The 20,157-nt window shown below is 67.9% G+C and carries 21 protein-coding genes and 1 pseudogene; 7 read left to right on the plus strand and 15 right to left on the minus strand.

Annotated elements, in window-relative coordinates; genetic code table 11:
* The first annotated feature begins 100 nt into the window (after nucleotides 1-100).
* Complete coding sequence (locus tag G6N32_RS00790) at nucleotides 101-1,105, plus strand: PHP domain-containing protein (RefSeq protein WP_115317785.1); 1,005 nt, start codon at nucleotides 101-103, stop codon at nucleotides 1,103-1,105.
* Here G6N32_RS00790 and G6N32_RS29265 read toward each other — a convergent pair.
* From G6N32_RS29265 to G6N32_RS00810, 4 genes and pseudogenes are all read right to left on the minus strand, one after another.
* Nucleotides 1,102-1,230: pseudogene (locus tag G6N32_RS29265) on the minus strand (MMPL family transporter); the annotation flags it as partial. The gene G6N32_RS00790 and the pseudogene G6N32_RS29265 sit on opposite strands and share 4 nt — an antisense overlap.
* Nucleotides 1,231-1,284: 54 nt before the next feature.
* Nucleotides 1,285-2,487 carry a DNA polymerase IV gene (dinB, locus tag G6N32_RS00800; protein WP_115317783.1) on the minus strand — a complete coding sequence of 401 codons (1,203 nt, stop codon included), beginning with the start codon at nucleotides 2,485-2,487 and terminating at the stop codon, nucleotides 1,285-1,287.
* 27 nt (nucleotides 2,488-2,514) lie between these two features.
* Nucleotides 2,515-5,031: a transglycosylase/D,D-transpeptidase PonA2 gene (gene ponA2, locus G6N32_RS00805; protein WP_163789068.1), complete on the minus strand. Its 2,517-nt coding sequence runs from the start codon at nucleotides 5,029-5,031 to the stop codon at nucleotides 2,515-2,517.
* Between the two features lie 57 nt (nucleotides 5,032-5,088).
* Complete coding sequence (locus tag G6N32_RS00810) at nucleotides 5,089-5,739, minus strand: TetR/AcrR family transcriptional regulator (protein WP_115317781.1); 651 nt, start codon at nucleotides 5,737-5,739, stop codon at nucleotides 5,089-5,091.
* A 71-nt stretch (nucleotides 5,740-5,810) separates the two neighbouring features.
* On the opposite strand from G6N32_RS00810, the gene G6N32_RS00815 reads away from it, so the two are divergent.
* A complete protein-coding gene (locus G6N32_RS00815; protein WP_115317780.1) occupies nucleotides 5,811-7,280 on the plus strand; it encodes a flavin-containing monooxygenase in 1,470 nt (489 codons plus the stop codon).
* Here the strand turns inward: G6N32_RS00815 and rraA are convergent.
* Genes rraA through G6N32_RS00840 form a run of 5 tightly spaced genes read right to left on the minus strand, consistent with a single transcriptional unit; the run spans nucleotide 7,277 to nucleotide 10,167 of the window.
* The gene (gene rraA / locus G6N32_RS00820) at nucleotides 7,277-7,759 is read right to left on the minus strand and encodes a ribonuclease E activity regulator RraA (RefSeq protein WP_115318919.1); all 483 of its coding nucleotides are present in this window, start codon (nucleotides 7,757-7,759) and stop codon (nucleotides 7,277-7,279) included. The two genes, G6N32_RS00815 and rraA, sit on opposite strands and share 4 nt — an antisense overlap.
* 2 nt (nucleotides 7,760-7,761) lie before the next feature.
* A complete protein-coding gene (locus G6N32_RS00825) occupies nucleotides 7,762-8,256 on the minus strand; it encodes a hypothetical protein (protein WP_115317779.1) in 495 nt (164 codons plus the stop codon).
* Nucleotides 8,257-8,312: 56 nt separating this feature from the next.
* Entirely contained in the window at nucleotides 8,313-8,822 is a 510-nt protein-coding gene (locus G6N32_RS00830) for a copper resistance CopC family protein (RefSeq protein WP_115317778.1), read from the minus strand.
* On the minus strand, nucleotides 8,819-9,511 hold the full coding sequence (locus tag G6N32_RS00835) for a YcnI family copper-binding membrane protein (RefSeq protein WP_115317777.1): 693 nt from the start codon (nucleotides 9,509-9,511) through the stop codon (nucleotides 8,819-8,821). Before G6N32_RS00835 ends, G6N32_RS00830 begins: the two co-directional genes overlap by 4 nt.
* Nucleotides 9,511-10,167 carry a DUF6474 family protein gene (locus tag G6N32_RS00840; RefSeq protein WP_115317776.1) on the minus strand — a complete coding sequence of 219 codons (657 nt, stop codon included), beginning with the start codon at nucleotides 10,165-10,167 and terminating at the stop codon, nucleotides 9,511-9,513. Before G6N32_RS00840 ends, G6N32_RS00835 begins: the two co-directional genes overlap by 1 nt.
* A 245-nt stretch (nucleotides 10,168-10,412) precedes the next feature.
* On the opposite strand from G6N32_RS00840, the gene G6N32_RS00845 reads away from it, so the two are divergent.
* Genes G6N32_RS00845 through G6N32_RS00855 form a run of 3 tightly spaced genes read left to right on the plus strand, consistent with a single transcriptional unit; the run spans nucleotide 10,413 to nucleotide 13,027 of the window.
* A complete protein-coding gene (locus G6N32_RS00845; protein ID WP_147291963.1) occupies nucleotides 10,413-11,351 on the plus strand; it encodes a hypothetical protein in 939 nt (312 codons plus the stop codon).
* Nucleotides 11,352-11,393: 42 nt separating this feature from the next.
* Complete coding sequence (locus tag G6N32_RS00850; protein ID WP_083123042.1) at nucleotides 11,394-11,885, plus strand: ImmA/IrrE family metallo-endopeptidase; 492 nt, start codon at nucleotides 11,394-11,396, stop codon at nucleotides 11,883-11,885.
* On the plus strand, nucleotides 11,882-13,027 hold the full coding sequence (locus G6N32_RS00855) for a hypothetical protein (RefSeq protein WP_115317774.1): 1,146 nt from the start codon (nucleotides 11,882-11,884) through the stop codon (nucleotides 13,025-13,027). Before G6N32_RS00850 ends, G6N32_RS00855 begins: the two co-directional genes overlap by 4 nt.
* A gap of 44 nt (nucleotides 13,028-13,071) precedes the next feature.
* Here G6N32_RS00855 and G6N32_RS00860 read toward each other — a convergent pair whose 3' ends face one another.
* The 4 genes from G6N32_RS00860 to G6N32_RS28410 all read right to left on the minus strand — a co-directional run bounded on the left by G6N32_RS00860 (nucleotide 13,072) and on the right by G6N32_RS28410 (nucleotide 15,714).
* On the minus strand, nucleotides 13,072-13,470 hold the full coding sequence (locus G6N32_RS00860; protein ID WP_036346519.1) for a hypothetical protein: 399 nt from the start codon (nucleotides 13,468-13,470) through the stop codon (nucleotides 13,072-13,074).
* Nucleotides 13,471-13,795: 325 nt separating this feature from the next.
* The gene (locus tag G6N32_RS00865) at nucleotides 13,796-14,584 is read right to left on the minus strand and encodes a TMEM165/GDT1 family protein (RefSeq protein WP_115318918.1); all 789 of its coding nucleotides are present in this window, start codon (nucleotides 14,582-14,584) and stop codon (nucleotides 13,796-13,798) included.
* Nucleotides 14,585-14,883: 299 nt separating this feature from the next.
* Nucleotides 14,884-15,417: a peptidase gene (locus tag G6N32_RS00870; RefSeq protein ID WP_115317773.1), complete on the minus strand. Its 534-nt coding sequence runs from the start codon at nucleotides 15,415-15,417 to the stop codon at nucleotides 14,884-14,886.
* A 135-nt stretch (nucleotides 15,418-15,552) separates the two neighbouring features.
* Nucleotides 15,553-15,714 carry a hypothetical protein gene (locus G6N32_RS28410; protein ID WP_165760953.1) on the minus strand — a complete coding sequence of 54 codons (162 nt, stop codon included), beginning with the start codon at nucleotides 15,712-15,714 and terminating at the stop codon, nucleotides 15,553-15,555.
* Nucleotides 15,715-16,227: 513 nt separating this feature from the next.
* Between G6N32_RS28410 and G6N32_RS00875 the strand changes: the two genes are divergently transcribed.
* Nucleotides 16,228-17,280, plus strand: a complete 1,053-nt coding sequence (locus G6N32_RS00875; RefSeq protein ID WP_115317772.1) for a DUF4328 domain-containing protein — start codon at nucleotides 16,228-16,230, stop codon at nucleotides 17,278-17,280.
* 4 nt (nucleotides 17,281-17,284) lie between these two features.
* A complete protein-coding gene (locus tag G6N32_RS00880; RefSeq protein WP_115317771.1) occupies nucleotides 17,285-18,106 on the plus strand; it encodes a glycerophosphodiester phosphodiesterase in 822 nt (273 codons plus the stop codon).
* Here G6N32_RS00880 and G6N32_RS00885 read toward each other — a convergent pair.
* Entirely contained in the window at nucleotides 18,103-19,299 is a 1,197-nt protein-coding gene (locus G6N32_RS00885; protein ID WP_115318917.1) for an LCP family protein, read from the minus strand. The genes G6N32_RS00880 and G6N32_RS00885 overlap by 4 nt on opposite strands.
* 73 nt (nucleotides 19,300-19,372) lie before the next feature.
* The gene (locus G6N32_RS00890; RefSeq protein ID WP_115317770.1) at nucleotides 19,373-20,140 is read right to left on the minus strand and encodes a CPBP family intramembrane glutamic endopeptidase; all 768 of its coding nucleotides are present in this window, start codon (nucleotides 20,138-20,140) and stop codon (nucleotides 19,373-19,375) included.
* Nucleotides 20,141-20,157 lie beyond the last annotated feature (17 nt).

Here is a 20,157-nt window from a genome sequence, read left to right on the forward strand (position 1 = left end):
CTCAAGTTGACGACTTGATGGATTGAACGAAAGCTCAATCAGCATATAGCCGACCGGCTCGTCGGCCAAAAGAGGTGACGCTCGCGGGCACACTGGAGGCATGGACCCGGTGGCCGCGCTGCGCGAGATCGCGTACTACAAGGACCGCGCGCGGGAGGACTCGCGTCGGGTGATGGCCTACCGCAAGGCCGCCGACATCGTGGAGGCACTCGACGAGCAGACCCGGGACCGGCACGGCCGCGCCAACAGCTGGCAGAGCCTGCCCGGTATTGGGCCGAAAACGGCAAAGGTGATCGCCCAGGCTTGGGCCGGCCAGGAACCCGACGTGCTGGTCGAGTTGCGCAGCAGCGCCGAAGATCTCGGCGGCGGCGACATCCGAGCTGCGCTGCGAGGCGATCTGCATCTTCACTCGAACTGGTCGGACGGCTCGGCGCCGATCCCGGAGATGATGGCGGCCGCGGCCGCGCTGGGCCACGAATACTGCGTGCTGACCGACCATTCGCCGCGGCTGACCATTGCCAACGGGCTCTCGCCCGACCGGCTGCGGCATCAGCTCGACGTCATCGACGAACTGCGCGAGAAGATGGCGCCCTTCCGGATCCTCACCGGAATCGAGGTGGACATCCTCGATGACGGAACCCTGGACCAGGAGCCCGAGCTGCTGGACCGCCTCGACGTCGTCGTCGCCAGCGTGCACTCGAAACTGGCCATGGACGAACCGTCGATGACTCGGCGGATGGTCCGCGCGGTGACCAACTCGCGGGTCAACGTTCTCGGGCACTGCACGGGACGGCTGGTGACCGGCAACCGCGGGCTGCGACCGGAGTCGAAGTTCGACGCCGAGAAGGTATTCACCGCGTGCCGCGACAACAACACCGCGGTGGAGATCAATTCACGGCCTGAGCGCCGCGACCCGCCGACCCGGCTGCTCAAACTGGCGTTGGATGTCGGTTGCACCTTCTCGATCGACACCGATGCCCACGCACCGGGGCAACTCGACTTCCTCGGCTACGGCGCGCAGCGTGCGCTCGACAACGACGTTCCCGTCGACCGCATCGTCAATACCTGGCCGGTTGAGAAGCTGATGGCTTGGGCCGCAAGTTAATTGCCGGTAGGCACCAGCTCGCGCTGCGGCCACCAAAACCAACGTCCGAGCAGCGCAGCCAGAGATGGTGTCAACAGCGACCGCACCACCAGAGTGTCGAACAGCAGACCGAGCCCCATTTTGGTGCGCTCGACGACGACCAGATGGATGCGGCGATGGCGCGGATGGCACCCGGCCGGTTAGTCCGGCAGGTGGGGCATCTCCAGACCCGGATCCCGACCGATGAGTACACCGCGCGTCAGCACCGCGTTGCCGTAGCGCCGCCGGACGCGGTCGACCGCGGCGTCGAGGTCCAGCGTCTCGACCCGCCCGCCGTCGAGCGGAAGCTCCAGCTGCTGAGCGCCATCGGGGTCGATATTGCTGACGGCGAAGCCGATCAGCGTGATGCCGCGCTCGGCTATCAATGGTTCGGCGGCGGCGACCAGGTCGCGTGCCGCGGCCAGGATCGGTGCGGTGGATCCAGTGGCTCTGGCCATGGTGTGCGATCGGGTGACGCGGGTGAAGTCGTCAAAACGCAAGCGCAGCACCACTGTTCGGCCGGTGCGTTGGGCTGAGCGCATCCGGCGGGTGATCCGCTCGACCAGGCCGATCACCACGGTGTCCAGCTCTGCAGGGGTGATCCGGCGCCGGCCCAGCGCGCGTTGGGCGCCCACCGAGCGGCGCCTGCGGCCGGTGTCGACCCGGCGCCGATCGATGTTGCGGGACAACGAGTACAACTGCCGGCCCATCGCCGGGCCGACCATCGACGCCAGCATCGACTCCCCGAGCTCGGCGACCTGGGCGACGGTGTCGATGCCGTACCCGTGCAACTTGTCGGCCGTCTTGGGCCCAACCCCCCACAGCCTGCGCACCGGCAGCGGATGCAGGAATTCCAGTTCCCGCTCGGGCGGCACCAAGAGCAGGCCGTCGGGTTTGGCTTCCTGGCTGGCGACCTTGGCCAGGAATTTTGTGCGCGCGATACCGACCGTGATCGGCAGCCCGACCCGGTCGCGAACCTCGTCCCGCAGCCGGGCCCCGATCTGCACCGGGTCGCCGGCCAGTCGCTGCAAGCCGGCGACGTCGAGGAAGGCCTCGTCCACCGAGAGGGGTTCGACCAGCGGTGTGGTGTCACGGAACACCGCGAAGACGTCGTCGCTGGCCTGGCTGTAGGCCGACATCCGCGGCGGGACCACGACCGCCGCGGGGCACAGCCGGCGAGCCTGGTGGCCGCCCATCGCCGTGCGCACCCCGTAGGCCTTGGCCTCGTAGTTCGCCGCCAGCACGACGCCGCCGCCGACGATCACCGGACGGCCGCGCAGTGTCGGGTCGTCGCGCTGCTCGACCGAGGCGTAGAACGAGTCGAGATCAGCGTGCAGGATGGTCGCCCGGCCGGACACGAACATATGTTCGCATGCCGGTCCGACAACCTTCTACGGCGGTGCGGGCCCGTCGCCCGGCGGCGGGGGTGGTGGTGGCTCGGGTGCGGGCGGTGGCGGGGGTTCCGGCGCCGGTGGCGGCGGCGGTGCCGGTGGCGGCCACATCGGCAGCGTGATCGGCGGCAGGCCCGGAATGTTGATGACGTTGACATCCGGCGGCGGGGCGTCCGGCGGTGGGGGAGGTGGCGGCGGCGCCAGATCCGGTGGCGGCGCGGGCGGGATCCCGTTGCTGGTGTTGATCGTGATGATCGAGCCCGGGATGGTCTTGCCCGACGGAGTGGTCCCCACGACCGCACCCCGCGACGAGAAGCTGTTGACCGGGGTGGGGAGATCGGCGACCTGGAAACCGGCTTCCCGCAGGCGCTTCCGTGCGGCCTCAAAGCTCAGACTGGTCACACTGGGCACCGTGCTGCCCGGGCCGCCCTCGACGTAACGCTTGTCCGTCGGCGGCAGCGCGATCGGCCCGAAGTCCTCGGCGACCGGCTTCATCGCCAGAAACCAGGTGCGCGCGGGCTCGTTGCCACCGTAAAGGTTGCCGTATCCGCACTTGCGCAACGGAAACGAGCACAGGCCACCGGGATTGGTGGAGTCGTCGAAGATGTAGTTGGCGGCGGCGTACTGGTTGGTGAAGCCGAGAAAGCCTGAGGAGCGGTGTGATTCGGTGGTGCCGGTCTTGCCCGACATCGGCAGGCTCCAGCCGACCGAGCCGGCCGAGCCGGCCGCGGTGCCGCCGGTGGAGTCCTTGGACAGGGCATTGGCCAGCGTGTTGGCCAGGCCTTCCGGGACGGCCTGCTCACAGGCTTGCGTCTCGACGGCGACCTCGCGGCCGTGCCGATCGAAGATCTTGTCGACCGGGCTGGGCGGGCACCAGGTTCCGCCCGATGCCAATGTGGCTGCCACATTGGATAATTCGAGGGCGTTGAGCTCGAACGGGCCCAGCGTGAACGAGCCGAGGTTCTGGCGCTTGATGAAGTCGGCGAGACTCTCGTTGCTGTCCGGCTGGTAGGCGCGCGCCGTTCCCGGCTCGGCGTAGGAGCGCAGCCCCAGCTTGACCGCCATGTCCACCGCGCGCGGAACACCGATCTGGCCGATCAACCGGGCGAACGCGGTGTTCGGCGACTGGGCCAGCGCATCCGTCACGCTCATCGGGCTGCGGTAGTTCCCGGCGTTCTTCACACACCAGGTCTCCTTGGGGCAACCCGGAGTGTTACTGCTGCCCAGACCTTTTCCCTGGAACTGTGCGGGAACATCGAGCTGGGCACTGGTCCCCATGCCCATCTCCATGGCGGCCGCAGTGGTGAAGATCTTGAAGATCGACCCGGCGCCGTCACCGGCCAGCGAGAACGGCTGCGGCTGGACCGTCTGACCGGCGTCGAGCTGCAGTCCGTAATTGCGGTTGTCGCCCATGGCGAGCACCTTGTGAGTGGTCTTGCCCGGCGCGATCACCGACATCACGCTGGCCACGCCGTCGAGTTGCGGACTGGCGACAGTGTCGATCGCCTTCTTCACGCTGTTCTGGACCTTGGGGTCCAAGGTCGTGCGGATCAGATAGCCGTTGCGCGCCACATCGTCCTTGGACAGGCCCGCTCGCGCCAGATACTGCAGCACGTAGTCGCAGAAGAAGCCGCGGTCGCCGGCGGCGATGCAGCCCTGCGGCAGTGAGTTCGGCTGCGGCAGGATGCCAAGCGGCGCCTGACGGGCGGCGCGCAGCTCGTCGGCGCGGTCCGGCAGGTTCTCGATCATCGTGTCGAGGACCACGTTGCGGCGGGCCAGCGCGGCCTCGGGGTTGGTGTAGGGATTCAGCGCATTGGTCGACTGCACGATGCCGGCCAGCAGCGCGGCCTGCTGCCAGTTGAGGTCGGTGGAGTTGATGCCGAAGTACGTCTTGGCGGCGTCCTGCACCCCGTAGGCGCCGTTGCCGAAGTAGACGAGGTTTAGGTATCGGGTCAGGATCTCGGGTTTCGAGATCGCCCGGTCCAGCGCCAGCGCCATCCGGATCTCGCGCAGTTTGCGCGCCGGCGTCGTCTCGACCGCCGCCCGCCGCTCGGCGTCGGTCTGGGCGTTGACCAGGAGGTTGTAGTTCTTGATGTATTGCTGCTCGATCGTCGAGCCGCCGCGGGTGTCGAGGTCGCCCCTGAGGTAGCCGACCAGGCCGGTCAGGGTGCCCTGGACATCGACGCCGTTGTGGTCGGCAAAGCGCTTGTCCTCGATCGAGACGATCGCCAGCTTCATCGTGTCGGCGATCCGGTCACTGGGCACCGGCCACCGGCGCTGGGCATAGATCCAGGCGATCGGGTTCCCGGCGGCGTCCACCATCGTGGAGACCGTGGGCACTTCGCCCTCCATCAACTGCTCGGAATCCTGCGCCGCCACGTCGGAGGCGTGGTTCACCACGATGCCCGCGCCGCCGGCCAGCGGAAACAGCATGGCCGCCAGCAACACACCGGCCAACACGCAGTACAACGCGAGCTTGCCAACGGTGGCACCCCTCGATGGGTGTGGCTCCGACATGCCGCCCAGACTAGGGCCAGCCGCTCGGACGGCGAATTCGAATATGCGAAGCCGGAATCAAACCGAGTCCGGGACCCCGCCGTAAATGCTGGTGATCCAGATGTGGACGACGGATTCCAGGGCGGCGTCCTCCGCCAGCGTGGGCTGCTGGGTGCCCTGGGCGGCGACCACCACGCGCTCGTTCATCAGGTTCAGAGCCGTCGCCAGGTCGCGCGCCGGGATGGTGTCGGGTGCCGCGCCGCGCTCCCGCTCCCGGGTGATCAGTGCCGCGGTGTAGTCGATCCAGCCCGTCATGAATGCCGACCACACCTCCCGGAGTTCGGTATTGGTGGCCATGACGCCGAGCCCGGCGAGTACCACCGCGCGGTGCGGGCGCAGCGAATCGAAGAAGGCATAGATGCCGTCGCGCCACGCCTGCCGGCGCTGGGCGGGGACCTCGGCGCTCTGCTGCTGCCGGGGGCCGGAGGCGGTGATCGCCCGGGTGAACAGTCGCACCAGGACTGCGTCCTTGGACGGGAAGTAGAAGTAGAACGTCGGCCGGGACAGGCCGGCGCCCTTGGCGAGTTCGTCCACGGAGATCTCGGCGAACGGCCGTTCGGTGAGCATCTCCTCGAGTGTGCGCAGGATGGCCGCTTCGCGATCATCGCCGGACGGGCGGGTGGCGCGGCGCCCGCGAACGCGGGCCGGGCTGACAGCAGGCACGCGCATTACTTTACAACGTGTTGATTTTTTCGACAGACTGTTGACCTATTCAACACCGTGTTGATAACGTCGCCGCCATGACTGAACACGTCGATGTGGTGATCGTGGGAGCCGGCATCTCGGGCATCAGCGCCGCCTGGCATCTACAGGACCGCTGCCCGGGCAAGAGCTTTCTGATCCTGGAGCGCCGCGAGAATCTCGGCGGCACGTGGGATCTGTTCAAGTACCCCGGCATCCGGTCGGACTCCGACATGTTCACCCTGGGGTTCCGGTTCAAGCCCTGGACGTCGGAGAAGTCGATCGCCGACGGGCCGTCGATCATGTCGTATCTCAAGGACACGGTGCGCGAGTACGGCATCGACAAGCACATCCGCTTCCGAAACCGGGTGCTCCGCGCCGAGTGGTCCAGCGCCGACAACCTGTGGACGGTGCGAGTCGAAGCCGATGGCGAGCAGAAGGACATCACGTGTTCGTTCCTGTTCGCCTGCAGCGGTTACTACAACTACGACGAGGGCTACTCGCCGCAGTTCCCCGGCTCCGACGAGTTCACCGGCACCATCGTCCACCCGCAGCACTGGCCTGAGGATCTGGATTACACCGGCAAGCGGATCGTCGTCATCGGCAGCGGTGCCACCGCCGTGACTCTCATTCCGGCCCTTGCCAATTCGGGCGCCGAACACGTCACGATGCTGCAGCGTTCACCGACGTACATCGGGTCGCTGCCCGACGTCGACCCGTTCGCGGTACGGATGAACAAACTGCTGCCCGCCAAACCCGCCTATGTCGCCAACCGGTGGAAGAGCATCGTGTTCCAGTCCATGCAGTACCGCCTGGCCCGCCGGTTCCCCAACTTCATGCGCAAGCAATTGATGACGATGGCCAAGCGCCGGTTGCCCGAAGGCTACGACGTGAACAAGCACTTCGGGCCGAGCTACCGGGTGTGGGACGAGCGACTGTGCTTGGCGCCCAACGGCGATCTGTTCCGCACGATCCGTAAGGGCCGGGCAGAGGTGGTCACCGATACCATCGAGCGCTTCACGGCGACGGGAATCCAGCTCGCCTCGGGCCACGAGCTGGCGGCCGACATCATCGTCACCGCAACCGGTTTGAACCTCCAGCTGTTCGGCGGCGCCGAAATCGCCATGGACGGCAATACGCTCGACCTGAACACCACGATGGCCTACAAGGGCATGATGCTCTCCGGCGTGCCCAATATGGCATTCACCATCGGCTACACCAATGCGTCCTGGACGCTGAAGGCCGACCTGGTGTCCGAATTCGTATGCCGCGTCCTCAATTACATGGACGCCAACGGATATGACCGGGTTGCTCCGAGCCAGCCGTCGGCCGATATCGAGGAACGCCCGCTGATGGACTTCACGCCGGGCTATGTTCTTCGGGCGCTGGACCGGCTGCCCAAGGCCGGCTCCCGCGCACCGTGGCGGCTCAAGCAGAACTACCTGCTGGACCTGCGGCTGATCCGGCACGGCAAGGTCGCCGACGACGCGCTGAGCTTCACCAAGAACCGTGTCGCCGTGGGGGTCTAATCCGCTGAAGTGACGACGATCCCGTCGTCGTCGCTGTGGGCGATATCGCCGGGCGTGAAGGTGACGCCGCCGAAGCTGACCGGCACATCACGCTCGCCGTCGCCGGTCTTGGTGCTCTTGCGGGGATTGGTGCCCAGTGCCTTGATGCCGATCTCGAGGGTTCGCAACGTCGACGCGTCGCGGACCGCGCCGTGCACGATGAGACCGGCCCAGCCGTTGGAGCGACCCAGCTCGGCGATCACGTCCCCGACGAGGGCGGTGTGCACCGAGGCCGCACCGTCGATCACCAGGACCCGGCCGTCGCCGGGTTCGGAGAGCACCGACTTCAGCAGTGCGTTGTCTTCGAAGCAGCGCACGGTGCTGATCGGTCCGGCGAATTCGGTCCGAGCGCCGAACTGCCGGAACTGCACATCGCAGCTGCGGACGTCCGGGCCGATGTCGTCGACCAGATCGGCGGTGGGACGGAAGGTGACCGCCACGGTCACTCCGCGTTCCGCTGGCGCAACCGGCGCACCAGCAGGGCGATCAGCACCGTTGCGGCAAAGGCCATCGCGAACGGCAACGGGGAACGCGACGATTCCGGCGCCGGAACGATGGCCGGGGTGGAGACCGGGTCGGTGGCCTGTTCCACCGATGCCTTGGCGCTGTAGGCCGCGGCCCGGGCACCCTCGGCCAGCGGCGCGGAGCCGTTACCCGCAACGGTGGCGGCGGCATCGGCAACCGGTTCCGGTGGCGGCGGGGCCACTTTCTTCGCCGGAGCCTTTTTGGCCGGAGCCTTCTTGGCCGGTTCGGCGGCCTTCGCGGGCGCCTTTCTGGCCGGCGCCTTCTTCACAGCTTTCTTCGCCGGCGCTTTTTTGGCCGGCTGCTTCTTGGCAACGGCCTTGTCGGGAGCCGTCTCAGGGGCCGTATCCGGAGCCGGCGGCTCCGGCGGCGTGGCGTCGCGACCCTCGTCGGGCAGGTCCTGCGCGTCTGCCATCAGGTGGGCTCCTCTTCACTAACTCGTCGCCGGCAGTGGCACCCATCATGCCAGGGTCACGTGCGGCGAAGCCGCGACCAGATCACCCCGAGGGCGATGACCGCCGCGGCGCCGACAATGAACGGCCAGACCGGCAGCGCGCGCTCTGCAGATGGTGTCGACGGCGTCGCGGACGGGCCCGGTGAGCCGCCGCCCGCGACGGTCATCGTGAACGCCCAGGAACCGGACACCACGTGACCGTCCGCCGAGGTCACCCGGTAGTTCACGGTGTAGGACCCGGCCGGGCCGAGGGGGCGCACTCCGACGCTGGCCGTTGCGCCCTGCACCTGCGGGGTCCCGTCGGACCACAGGTTTCCGTCGGGGCCTACCACGGTCATCGCGGCGAAGGCGCTCTGCAGCTGTTCGTTGAAGGTGGCACTGATGCGCGTCGGTGCCGTGGACAGCACCGCGTCCGGTGCCGGGTCTGCGGACACCCGCACGGCGTGCGCCCACGCCACCGCCGTGCCGCCCACCGCCATCGCGGTGATCAGCAACGCCGTGGCGACCAACCGCCGCAACGCTGTCATGTTCGCCGGCGGGCCAATGCGACGCCGACGCCGATCGCGGCCACCAGCAGCGCACCGCCGGCCAGTGCCCGCGCGGTGTTGTCGGCGCCGCCCCGTGTCGGGGCCTGCGCGTCGGCAGCCGGGGCGGCGCTCACCGAGGGACTCGCGGTCGCCGGTGGTGCGGCGTGGTGCTCCTCCGGCTCGTGCGGGCCGGCGGTCAGCGACAGCACCGGGGCCGGATACTCGGGCTCACCGCCGCCCGGCAGCGGCGGCTGATCCCAGTTCACTTTCGTGCCGTCGGCGTAGGTCTGGGTCACCGGGAACGACACCGAATCGGCGTCGGGCAGTTTGATCGACAGCGGAAACAGTTCGAACTGGCTGACGCCGATACCCGCGTTCGGTGTCGCGGTGAACGTCACGGACCGGTACGTACCGGTGGACGGGTCGCGGTCCAGGGTGGCGGTCCAGCCGGCCATCACATCGGTGCTCGCTGATGCGACGTTGGGCAGCGTGATCGTGACTTGCGTTGTCGGAACGCCTTTTTCGGATTCGTTGGGAACCTGGAAGGTCACCAGCGCGTAATCGCCACGCACCGCGTGATCGGCGCTGACATGGACGTGCGCGCCGGCGGTCGCCGCGACCGTCCACGAGCTCAGGGTCAGCAGCGCGGCCAGGGCCACTGCGCGGGTCGCCACCCGACGGAATGCCATCACAGCACGCCGAGGCGCGCCATCAGATCGGCGTCGATTCCGTCGAGCTGTTCGGCGATCGCGGCGTGTGCGTCGCGGCGGCGTTGTCCGGGCATGTTCTCGGCGGCGGGGATGGCCGCCGACAGGGCGTTGAGCCGTTCGGTCATCGCGGCGACGAACTGCTTGGTCTCGGCGTCCTTGGGCTTCTTCTCGGCAACCATGCGCAGCGAGTTCTCGGCGCCTGCGATGCGGGCCGACAACTGGCCGCCCTGGCCGGAGAACTGCCCGAGCTGACTCAGCGGGACGCCGAGACGGTCAGCGCGCCGCTCGTCGATGATGCCGCGGGCCGCGATCGCGGCGCGGTAGGCCACCGGGACGATGACCGGGGCGAGCAGCCGGGACACCGTCAGCGCGCGCCGCACCCGAGTGGGCGACAGGAGTTTGCCCTCGCGGACCGCCTTTAGTTGCGCCTCGGCGACTTTCACCGCAGCCCGGTCGGAGTCGCGGGCGGCTTTCAGCTGCGCCTTGAGCACCTTGTTCTCGGACCGCTCGGCGGCCTTGATGCGGCGGACCTCGTTGCGTGCGGACAGCTTGGCCTCGAGCTTGGCGCGGGCCTTGATCGCACGAGCCTCCGCGCGGCGCGTCGCACGGCTTTTGCGCTTGGTGAACAGGCCCATACCTGATGCCTCCCGAGTAGGTCGTCGGCGATCGGCGAGACGCGCTCGCGATCGGGTCAGCTAACCCTATCGCCCGGCTCAACGAGGCCTATCACGACCTGCGGATATGCCACAATGATCCCCAACCGTCCGACGCGGCGCCGACGTGCACCGCTAACTCGAGGAACGTCGTGAACCGCTCACCGATGGGTGCCGCAGCGATTAGCTGGGTGATCGCGTGCGGTTTGCTCTGCGGTGGTGGAGCCATGTTCGCGGCGACGCCGGCTGCCGCCGGCCCGGGCACCGTCGGTAACAGCGACGGCGGGCAAGGTGCTGCGCCCGGCCCGGACAGCAACACCTCGCCGAACGTCAGGCCGGGCAGCGGCCGTCGACACAACGGGCCGCATAAACCGGGCGGTAGCGGAATCGCCCCGGGCACAGGCCGGCCGGACGGCGGCGTCGCGAGGGGCCCACGCCGAGTTCTCGCCCCGGCCGGCCAGATTCCGGGCGGCGGTTGGCATCCCGGCGATCCCGGTGGGCCGTCGAGCTGGCCGTGTCTGCCGTTTCCGCATTTCCCGCCGATCGTGCTCCCGCCGCTACCGCCGCTACCGCCGCTGCCGCCGTTGCATTGGCCGCGTGCCGCGATAGGGGACGGTGTCGGCGTCGAAGCTCCGCCGAGCGCGCGTATCGCACCGCCGCCAGAGGCCGGTGGCGGCGGTGGCGGCAGCGGCGGCCTGATCGACGCCGCGCCGCGAACGATCCCGCCGCCCGGGGAGCCGGGTGAGCCGGGGGAGCCGCCCGTGGTCAGCGCCGAGAGCGGCGCGGTGGGGTCGAGCGGATTGACACCGCCACCCATCACGATGCCCCCGTTGATCGGACTGCCTCCGGTACTCGAGGTGCCGCTGCGGCCGGTCGGTCCGGGTTCCGAGCCGGCCCCACGAAGCGGGCCCGGGAGGGAATCCCCGTCGACGCGTGAGCGGCCACCCGCCACGTCCACGGGAGCCGGTACAGAAGTGCCGCCGTCGTCTAGGGTTGGCTATCCGAAATACCTCCAAGATGCCAAGATCGGCGAGGTCGCGGCGGTAGCCTTACCCGGTTTCGCCGGACTCCTCGCGCTCACCGGACTCGGCGGATTTCTCGGATACCGCCAGGCGAAGGCCGGCCATCTAGTACGGGCCGCCGGGACGACGCGGTTCATGCAGTAGCGCAGTTCGCATCGCAACCCGCCGTCGGGGAAGGGGGACGAGATGTCGGCCAGTCGCCGCGTCACGACTGCGGTCAACGACGTTCTCGACCTCGCGCCGCGCCAGGGGGAGATCTCACTGACCCGGCTGGTCGCCGCCGTCAGCGCCGACCGGGGCCGTCCCATCGAGGTCACGATGGCCGACCTGCCGCCCGGTGTGTGCGGACAGTGGCGCCAATACGCCGATCACGATGTGTTCATGATCCAGAACGGTCTGCCGACCTGGGACCGCACGCTGGCCCACGAACTCGGGCATCTCGTGCTCGGGCACTACGGCATTCCGGTCACCGAAGCCGCCCGCGATGTCGCCGAACTGGCCAGCGACGACCTCATCGGGTACATGCTCAACCAGCGCACGGGATGCATGGGACCCGGGGGAGAGGACATCGAGCAGGAGGCCGAGGATTTCGCCGCTCTGCTGCTGTACCGCCTGGGCCGGTCACCGTCGGACCGGTCGTCGATCGTCCAAGTTCGCCTCGGAGAGGCGTTTGGTTGATCGTCTGGTTGATCGCCGGTCTGCTCGGGATGGCCACCGGCCTGCGCATCGGGTGGGCACTGGTCAATAAGCAGTCGGTGGTCAGCTCCGCGATGATCGTCGCACTGGGCAGTTTGGCGGCGGTCGCCGCGTTGAACTGGCCGCCGCTGACCCTGTTGATCGACAGCGCGCTGCACTGGTCCAACATCTCCATCGGGTTGAGCCAGATGGCGCTGATCGGCTGCGCGGCGGGCAGCTGCGTGATGATCACCAGCGTCGCGTCGACGCGTAGCCCGGCCGCCGTCCGCCGGATGGCCGCCGCCCAGTACGCCGTGGCCGCGGTCATCGGTGTCGCAAGCCTTGTGCTGTTCTTCCTGTCCGGTCAACAGCCGGAGATGTCGCCCGAGGAGTATCTGCGGCGCAATCTCGGATCGGCCAATACCTCGCTGCCGTGGCTGTTGCCGCTGTTGTACGTGATGCTGGCTTGCACGCTGGTGCTGTGGGCGGGCATGCGCCATTCCAATCGGACCCGACGCGGTCGCGCACTGTTCGTGTTCACAATCGGCATCGCACTGCTGGTGGCGGCCACCGCGTTCTTCCTGATCCGGGCAGTGGGCACCTCGCGCCTGGTCGGGGTGGGCACTGCGGCGACGCTGCTGGGCGCGGCGATGGCCATCGTGGCGGCCGGATCGCTGTTGCCCGCGATCGAGGACTGGTTCGGCGGGCGGCGCGAGCTGCGTCTCATCGACCCGCTGCTGACCGAGCTCGAGCGGCGGCAGCCGGAAGTCGGGATCGGTGAACGGCCGCGCGGGCCATTGGTTTTCCGGGTGGCCGAGCGGTTGTCCCTGATTTCCGACGCGTTGTACATGGAGGCCACCATGGCCGAGCATCTACGCGCCGGTGGGCCGGACGGCGCCACGGTGGATGTGCTGGCCGATGTCGAGCGCACCGGTGTGAGCCCCGACGCGCAGGCGATGGCGATCGCGAAGTGGATCCATGCGGGCCGCCGGACACCGCGCGTGGCGCTGCCTGCAGGCCAGGGCCGGTTCCCCGGAATGAGTTGGCTCGGGCAGCCCGAAAGCTATTCGGACAGGGAATGGATCCTCGAAATCGCGCGGCAGTACCGCGCGTTGGAGCAGAGCACGCCGACCGTTGCGCTGTGAAAGAAATCTAACGTTGCCGAGTATCCCGTTGCGGGACCAGCGGGCTAATCGTCGAGGTGTTCCCGACGACGCAGCTCGTCGACCTTGGTCACGATGTCCTGCTGGGCCTCCGGGGACAGCCCGACGGTACGTGCGGCAATGCGACGTACGCCCTCGTCCCGCATGTTCGCCAGCCAGGTCAGTTCCTTGTCGAGCTTCTCGTAGTACTCGTCGTCGGTGAAGTAGGCCGGCTTGATACGGAAGAAGTTGGCAAGCGCCGTCATGGTGGTCGATGACGGATTCGTCCGGTTGCCTGAACGCAGCTGAGACAGGTAGGGAGCCGACATCGTGATGCCCTCGGACTTGAGTGCGGCGATGACTTCCGCGGAGGTATGCGGACCCCGGCCGGGCGGATACACCGTGTCGAACAGGCGATTCAGTCGCGCCGAGAACGTCGTGCTCATCTTGTTGACCTCCACATGCGCCAGGAGCGGTCGTTTCCGTTGGCTTATTTGCTGATCATCGTAGCGACACATTCGCCGACAACCAAGTGCAAACTACTAGATAATTGACGCGCGCGTGCTTTTTCGGAGATGCGGCAAACAACGACGCGGGAGATTCGCGTGGTGAACAGGTGCTCGGAGCGGGGCCTTAGGCAAAGAAAAGCAAGCTGGGGCGCGTCTTGGCACAGTGCGCGATCGATAATCGCTCAGTCAAGAACCTGAGAGTACCCTGAGCAACCGAGCCTGTAGCGGGCAGTTGCCGAAAACCGCTTTGCTGTAAGTGCGGTTATGCAGACTCGGCGGGCGGCGTCGGGGCTGCTCCCCGGCCGCCCTCTCCACCGACCGCTGACGACGCCGACTCAGGGGCACAGTCGGCAATGGGTTCCACCTCGGGTGTCGACCGCAGCGCGGCCGGGCGCAGACGGGGCGGCAGTGCCCGCAATGCGACGGCGGCCAGCGCGACCACCGCCACCGAGATCGCCCCGATGACGATGCCTGACGCCGCCGGGAATGCGCCCTCGATCAACATCGACACGCCGAACACGAGGAACAGCGCCGCCGCGCCGAGCTGGATGAACCGCTCGGGAAGGTGCTTGCCGGCCAGCGCGCCGACGAGGATGGCCAGTGCGTCGGCGGCGACCATGCCGATCGTCGAACCGATCCACACGCCGACCCAGTCATGGTCGGCGGCCAGGGTGATCGTCGCGAGCATCGTCTTGTCGCCGAGCTCGGCGAGCAGGAACGCGGAGGTGACGGCGAAGAAGGCCGGGGCGCTGTTGCGTTGGGCCTTGCCTGCCTCGTCCTCGGAGAGCTTGTCGCCACGCAGCGTCCATAGACCAAACAAGATGAAGGCGACGCCGGCGAGGATGCCCAGTAGATGCGTGGGCAGGGCCGCGCCGAGGTAGTGCCCGACGGCGACCGAGATCAGGTGGACCGCCGTGGTCGCCACGGTGATGCCGGACAGCACCACCCACCAGCGATGGCGCAAGGCGAAGGTCATGGCCATCAGCTGCGACTTGTCGCCCAACTCGGCGACGAAGATGACGGCGAAACTCAGGATCAGTGCGGCAAGCACCCGAGACTCCTCGATCGGGTGGCTGTTGCCAGGGGCGGTATAGATGCCTCCGGCCGACAACCACTAACGGTCTAACGGCCGAAGGTCTCGCCCACCGGTAAATGTGCGCCGGCCGGACAACCGGGCCCGCGATGCATGCCGGGCCAGTATGTCGATTGTCCGATTGGGGGGCTACTCCCCTTCGCTGGCGCCAACTCTACGTGCAGCTACGCGATGCCCGCAACTCGTGATTCGCGAAAGCCTAACCGCAGCAATAACTTTGGTGAACCGTTCCGGAAAGTTCGGGTGCCCTCACAACCTTAAGCGGCCAGCAGCATCGCCAGGATCGCCGTGTCGGGATGGCTGATCGGGTCCACTCCGACACGGCTGACCATGCCGGTGATGGTGCCGTCGGACTCCGCCTCGACCCAGGCGGCGCGGTGTTCCAGGCCCAGATGTGGAATGCCGGGCAGCAGAACGCATCCGGACGCCGCGCCGGTGCATTCCGGCAGTGACGGCGTGGTCTCTGACGGGGGGTGCAGCATCAGAAGTGCCGGTGGCTGACGGTCAGCGAAATGTCCCGGCGCAACGGCAGATTCACCGACCACTGTGCCCTCGGCAAGCACCAGGCCGACGGTGCCCGGCTGCGGCTTGTCGGGCAGTTCCTCCCTGACGCCGAAAATTGTTGTCGTGGAGAGCAACCCGGGTAGCGATGCGACCCGGACGGCGACCATCAGAAGCTGGGCCCACTCCTTGGTCGAGTTCGGCCAGCGGCCGGAAACCACAAAGCCCTTGAGGGCACCACGAGAATGAAATGGGGCGACTTCGACTGAACGCCCGGAACCATTTTCCATCTCGCCTCCGCGACACTCGGTATGCCAGTGCGACTCGACAGTGGGTCGGTTCGATTCAGGATGCGGCACGTAGCGCGTGGCACGCAAGCGGACACGAGTGCCAATAGCAGAGAAATCGCCGCCGGGCGCGCGAGCTCAGAACAGGACGATCAGGGCGAGGATGCCCAGCAGCACGAGGGCGATGACGCCGGCGCGCAGCGCGGCCAGCATGTAGGAGCGGTTACAGGTCGCAGACGGGGCATACCAATGCGACTGCTGCGACCCGGACTGCGCCCGGTATGGCTGCTGATACGCCATCACACCGTCCTGACCAGCATGTTCAACTACCGCCCCTAGTGAAAATCGTCACAGATCAACTGTGAGCGCGATCATAACCCCATCTGTAGCGGTAGGAAAATTGGCCCACCACGTTGACCGGCGCGGCAAAAATTTTGTTTGGCGTATCGCGGTGCGGGGTATCGAAGATCACAGTTGGCGCGAATGCGTCGGCGTGTCGTTCGGCGCGTCGCGGGCCGTCATCGGACGGTTAGCGTGGCAACCGATTTCGCTCGCCCGTTACCAAGTTGTTGATCAGGGCGCCCAACGGCCGCGCTGTTATCCACAGATACTGCCCGTCTCCATGGCGAGATGGTGCGCTCAACGCCCATTGACCGGTGACGAGGGCTGTGGATAAACCTGTGGAAACTGTGGATAGTCGATCATTGCTGCACGTGCCGGAACACCGAACATGCACTGCGTGCCACAACTCCGGCTCGACGACGGCCTGCCGGGTCGGTCCAACTTGCGCGCGCGCTCGCTAGGCTGGTCCGCGTGATTCAGGTGTGCTCCCAGTGCGGAACGCGGTGGAACGTGCGCGACCGCCAGCGCGCCTGGTGTCCCCGCTGCAACGGGGCCCTGATGCCGCCGACCGGTCCACCGGATCCGCGCTGGAGCCCGGGCGCCACCACACATCCGCCGACACGGTCTCCTGCGCCGCAGGCCGGCGCGCCTCGGCTGCCATCGGGATTCCGCTGGATAGCGGTCCGGCCCGGGCCGCCCCCGCCGCCGCGCCGTCGTCGCCGCCATCTCGGACCGACGCCCCGGTATGCCTACATCCCGCGCTGGGGCCTCGCCGACAACCTCCCGCAGGCCCCCGTGGAAGGCGAGGCCTCCGCGAAAGAAGGGCCGGCGCTCGTCACCGTCCGCGCCGCGTTGCTGTCGGCGATCGCCATCTTCGGCCTGGCCGCGGCGATCCACATCGTTCGCTACGTGTTGCTGTTGATCAATCGGACGACGCTGCTGCCCCCGCTGGTTGCCGGCGCGGCGCTGTGGCTCGGCGTGTTGCTCAGTCTGGCCGCCATCGTGTCGGTGATCCTGACCGCCGCTGTGATGGCGTGGTGGTTGATCACCCGCCGTGCGGCCGTCTATGCGCACCTGGGACAGGACGACCCGCGGCCGGCTTGGGCGCTGTGGGCCGGATGTCTGGTTCCGATCGTCAATCTGGTGTGGGCGCCGGTGTACGTCATCGAACTCGCTCATGCCGAACAGTCGCAGGCCCGGTTGCGTGGACCGATCGCCGCCTGGTGGATCGCGTGGGTGCTGTCCACCGCGGTGTCGATCTTCGGGATCGCCACCAGCTTCACCACCAAGCCGCAGGGAATCGCCGACAACACCGTGACGGTCGTCATCGCCTACCTGCTGGGTGCGGCGGTGCTGGTGTTGTTGTGGCAGGTGTTCAACGCGTTCGTGCGCAAGCCGGTCGAACGACCACTTCACCGGTGGGTGATGGTCGGACAGGCCGAGCCCAGTCCCGATCAGCCGGGGCCCGTCGAATCCGAAACGCCTCCAGCGGTTGAGCCAGACCAACGGGAACCGGCAGCATAGGCCTATGCACTCGGCCGGCGAACCGCACGGCGGGCACCCCTTCGTGGTGGCCCACCGGGGCGCGTCGGCCGATTGCCCCGAGCACACCCTCGCCGCCTACGAACTCGCCCTCGCCGAAGGTGCCGACGGAGTCGAGTGCGATGTCCGCCTGACGCGCGACGGCCATCTGGTGTGCGTGCATGACCGGCGGGTGGATCGCACCTCGACCGGCACAGGTCTGGTCAGCGAGATGACACTCGCCGAGCTCAAGCGGCTGGACTGGGGTGCCTGGCACAGCAGCGCCAGCTCCGACAAGCCGCCGGAGGGAACCGGGCTACTCACCCTCGACGACCTGGTCCGGCTGGTTCTGGACTGGAACCGGCCGGTGAAGATGTTCATCGAGACCAAGCATCCGGTCCGCTACGGCGGTCTGGTGGAGAGCAAGGTGTTGGCCCTGCTACATCGCTACGGCATCGCCGCGCCGGCGTCGGCCGATCTGTCCCGCGCGGTGGTGATGTCGTTCTCGGCCGCGGCGGTCTGGCGGATCCGCCGTGCCGCCCCGTTGCTGCCCACGGTGCTGCTGGGGGAGACGTCGCGCTATCTGGGCGGCAGCGCCGCCACGACCGTCGGGGCCACGGCTGTCGGCCCGTCCATCACCACGCTGCGCGAGCATCCCGAACTCGTCGACCGGGCCGCCGCCCAGGGGCGGGCCATGTACTGCTGGACGGTCGATCACTACGAGGACGTCGGGTACTGCCGCGACCTCGGCGTCGGCTGGATCGCCACCAACCATCCGGGCCGGACCAAAGCCTGGCTGCAGAACCCGCTGGCGGTCCAGGGCGACTAGGGCTGAGCGTCGAGTACCGACTGCGGGATGGCCGAGTCGGTGCGCAGCGCCTGGAACAGCTGATCGGCGGCGTCGGAATCCCACACCACCACCGAGCCCGAGTCGTTTCCGGTGAACTCTCCGATCGGCACGGTGATCGCGGTGGTCGAGCCGTGTAGCGCCCAGCCCAGCTGGGCGAGATCCCAGACGTGGTCACCGGTGTCGACAGTGAGCGACCCGACGGCGGCGTCCGGCACCGAGTACCAGCGCCACGGATTGAGCCACACCAGAGGGCTGCTCGCGCGGTGCATCACGGCGGCCATGAACTCGCGCTGATGCACCATCCGGTCCAGATCGGCCCGCGGCGTCGCGCGGGTGCGCACGTAGCCCAGCGCCTTGCTCCCGTCGACGGTTTGGCAGCCCGCGGGCAACGTGATCCCGGCCAGCGGATCGTCGATCGGGTCGGCCGGGCACACGTCGACACCGCCGAGCGCGTCGACCACCACGGCGAAACCGTCGAAACCCACCTCGGCGTAGTGGTCGAGGTGTAGCCCGGTCGCTTCTTCGACGGTCTGCGCCAGCAGCGGCGCGCCGCCTACGGCGAAGGCGGCGTTGATCTTGTCCTTGCCGTGGCCGGGGATGTTCACATAGGAGTCGCGTGGCAGGGAGACCATCGTGGTCGGTGCGCCGGAGCCCAACCCCGGGATGTGAATCACCAGGATCGTGTCGGTCCGGCCGTTGCCGAGGTCCCCGCCCGTCGCGAGCTGGGCTTGTTGCTCGGGGGTCAGACCGGCCCGGCTGTCGGACCCGACCAGCAGCCACGTGGTGCCCGCACCCGCGGCCGGCCGGTCGGCGTAGTCGAACACGGTGACCCGGTGCAGTGAGGTGTCGATCCAGATGGCACCACCGACGAGCCCGCCGACCACGAGCAGCACGACGATGATAAAGGTGGCGAAAATCCTTCGGCCCCAACGCTTTTTACGTTTCGGTGGGGCCGTTGCAGCCGGCGGTGGGACCGGTGGGCGTGCTACCGGCAGGGGTGGTGGAGGTCGCCGAAGTGGTGGTGGGGGTGGGGGTGCCTGGCGCGGTGGTGGCTGACGGGGTGGTGGGGGTGGCGGTGCCTGGCGCGGTGGTGGTGGTGGTGGTGGCCGATGGCCGGGTTCGCGCCGGATCACCTCGGAGGGCTCGCGGCGCGGCGGTGCGGCACGCGGTATCCGCTCGGTCGGCGGATCCGGCGCGGGGCGCGGCCGCCAGTCGTCGCTCACCAGGTCAATTTACGTGCCGAAGTCACGTGAGCCAGCCAACATGACCGGCGAGTGCGACGTAACCCACGAAGGCGACGGTGTCGATGACGCCATGTGCGATCACCAACGGCCACAACCGCCCCGTGCGGCACCAGACATAGCCGAAGACCAGACCCATAACCAGGTTGCCCAGACCCGCTCCGAACCCCTGGTACAGGTGGTACATCCCGCGCAGAACGCTCGATACCAGGACCGCGCGGTTCTGGCTGAACCCCAGTTGCTTCAACCGGGTGATCAGGTACCCGACCACCACCACTTCCTCGGCGAAACCGTTGGCGAACGCGGAGAAGATCAGTACCGGGATGCGCCACCAGCTGTCGTGCAGTGCCGACGGCTCGACCTGGGCATTCATCCCCAGCCAGCGCGCGGCGAGATAGAGCAGCAGGCCGGGAATGCCGATCAGCGCCGCCAGGCCCAGACCGCCCAGGACGTCTGAACGCCAGCGCAGCCGGCCGAGCCCGACCCGCGCCGGGCTGATTCCGCTGCGCCACAACAGATACAGGCCGAGCGCGCCCCAGGCCACCAGCTGGGCGACGGAGGCCAGATTCAGGCCGAGGTTGATCAGGTCGTAACGAGACAGGTTGGGGTTCAACCGAACCCGGCGTCCGGCCAGTCCGGACAGGACACCGTCGAGCAATTGCAGTATCGCGGTGACAGCGCTGACACCGAACGTGACCGCGAGCATGACGCCGATTTCGATGCGCAGCCCGCGCCGGTCGGTGGCCAGGAAGTCGTCGCGGGGGGCGCTCACCCCGACACGGTAACGGC

It is taken from the genome of Mycolicibacterium aichiense, assembly GCF_010726245.1.
Lineage (GTDB): Bacteria > Actinomycetota > Actinomycetes > Mycobacteriales > Mycobacteriaceae > Mycobacterium > Mycobacterium aichiense.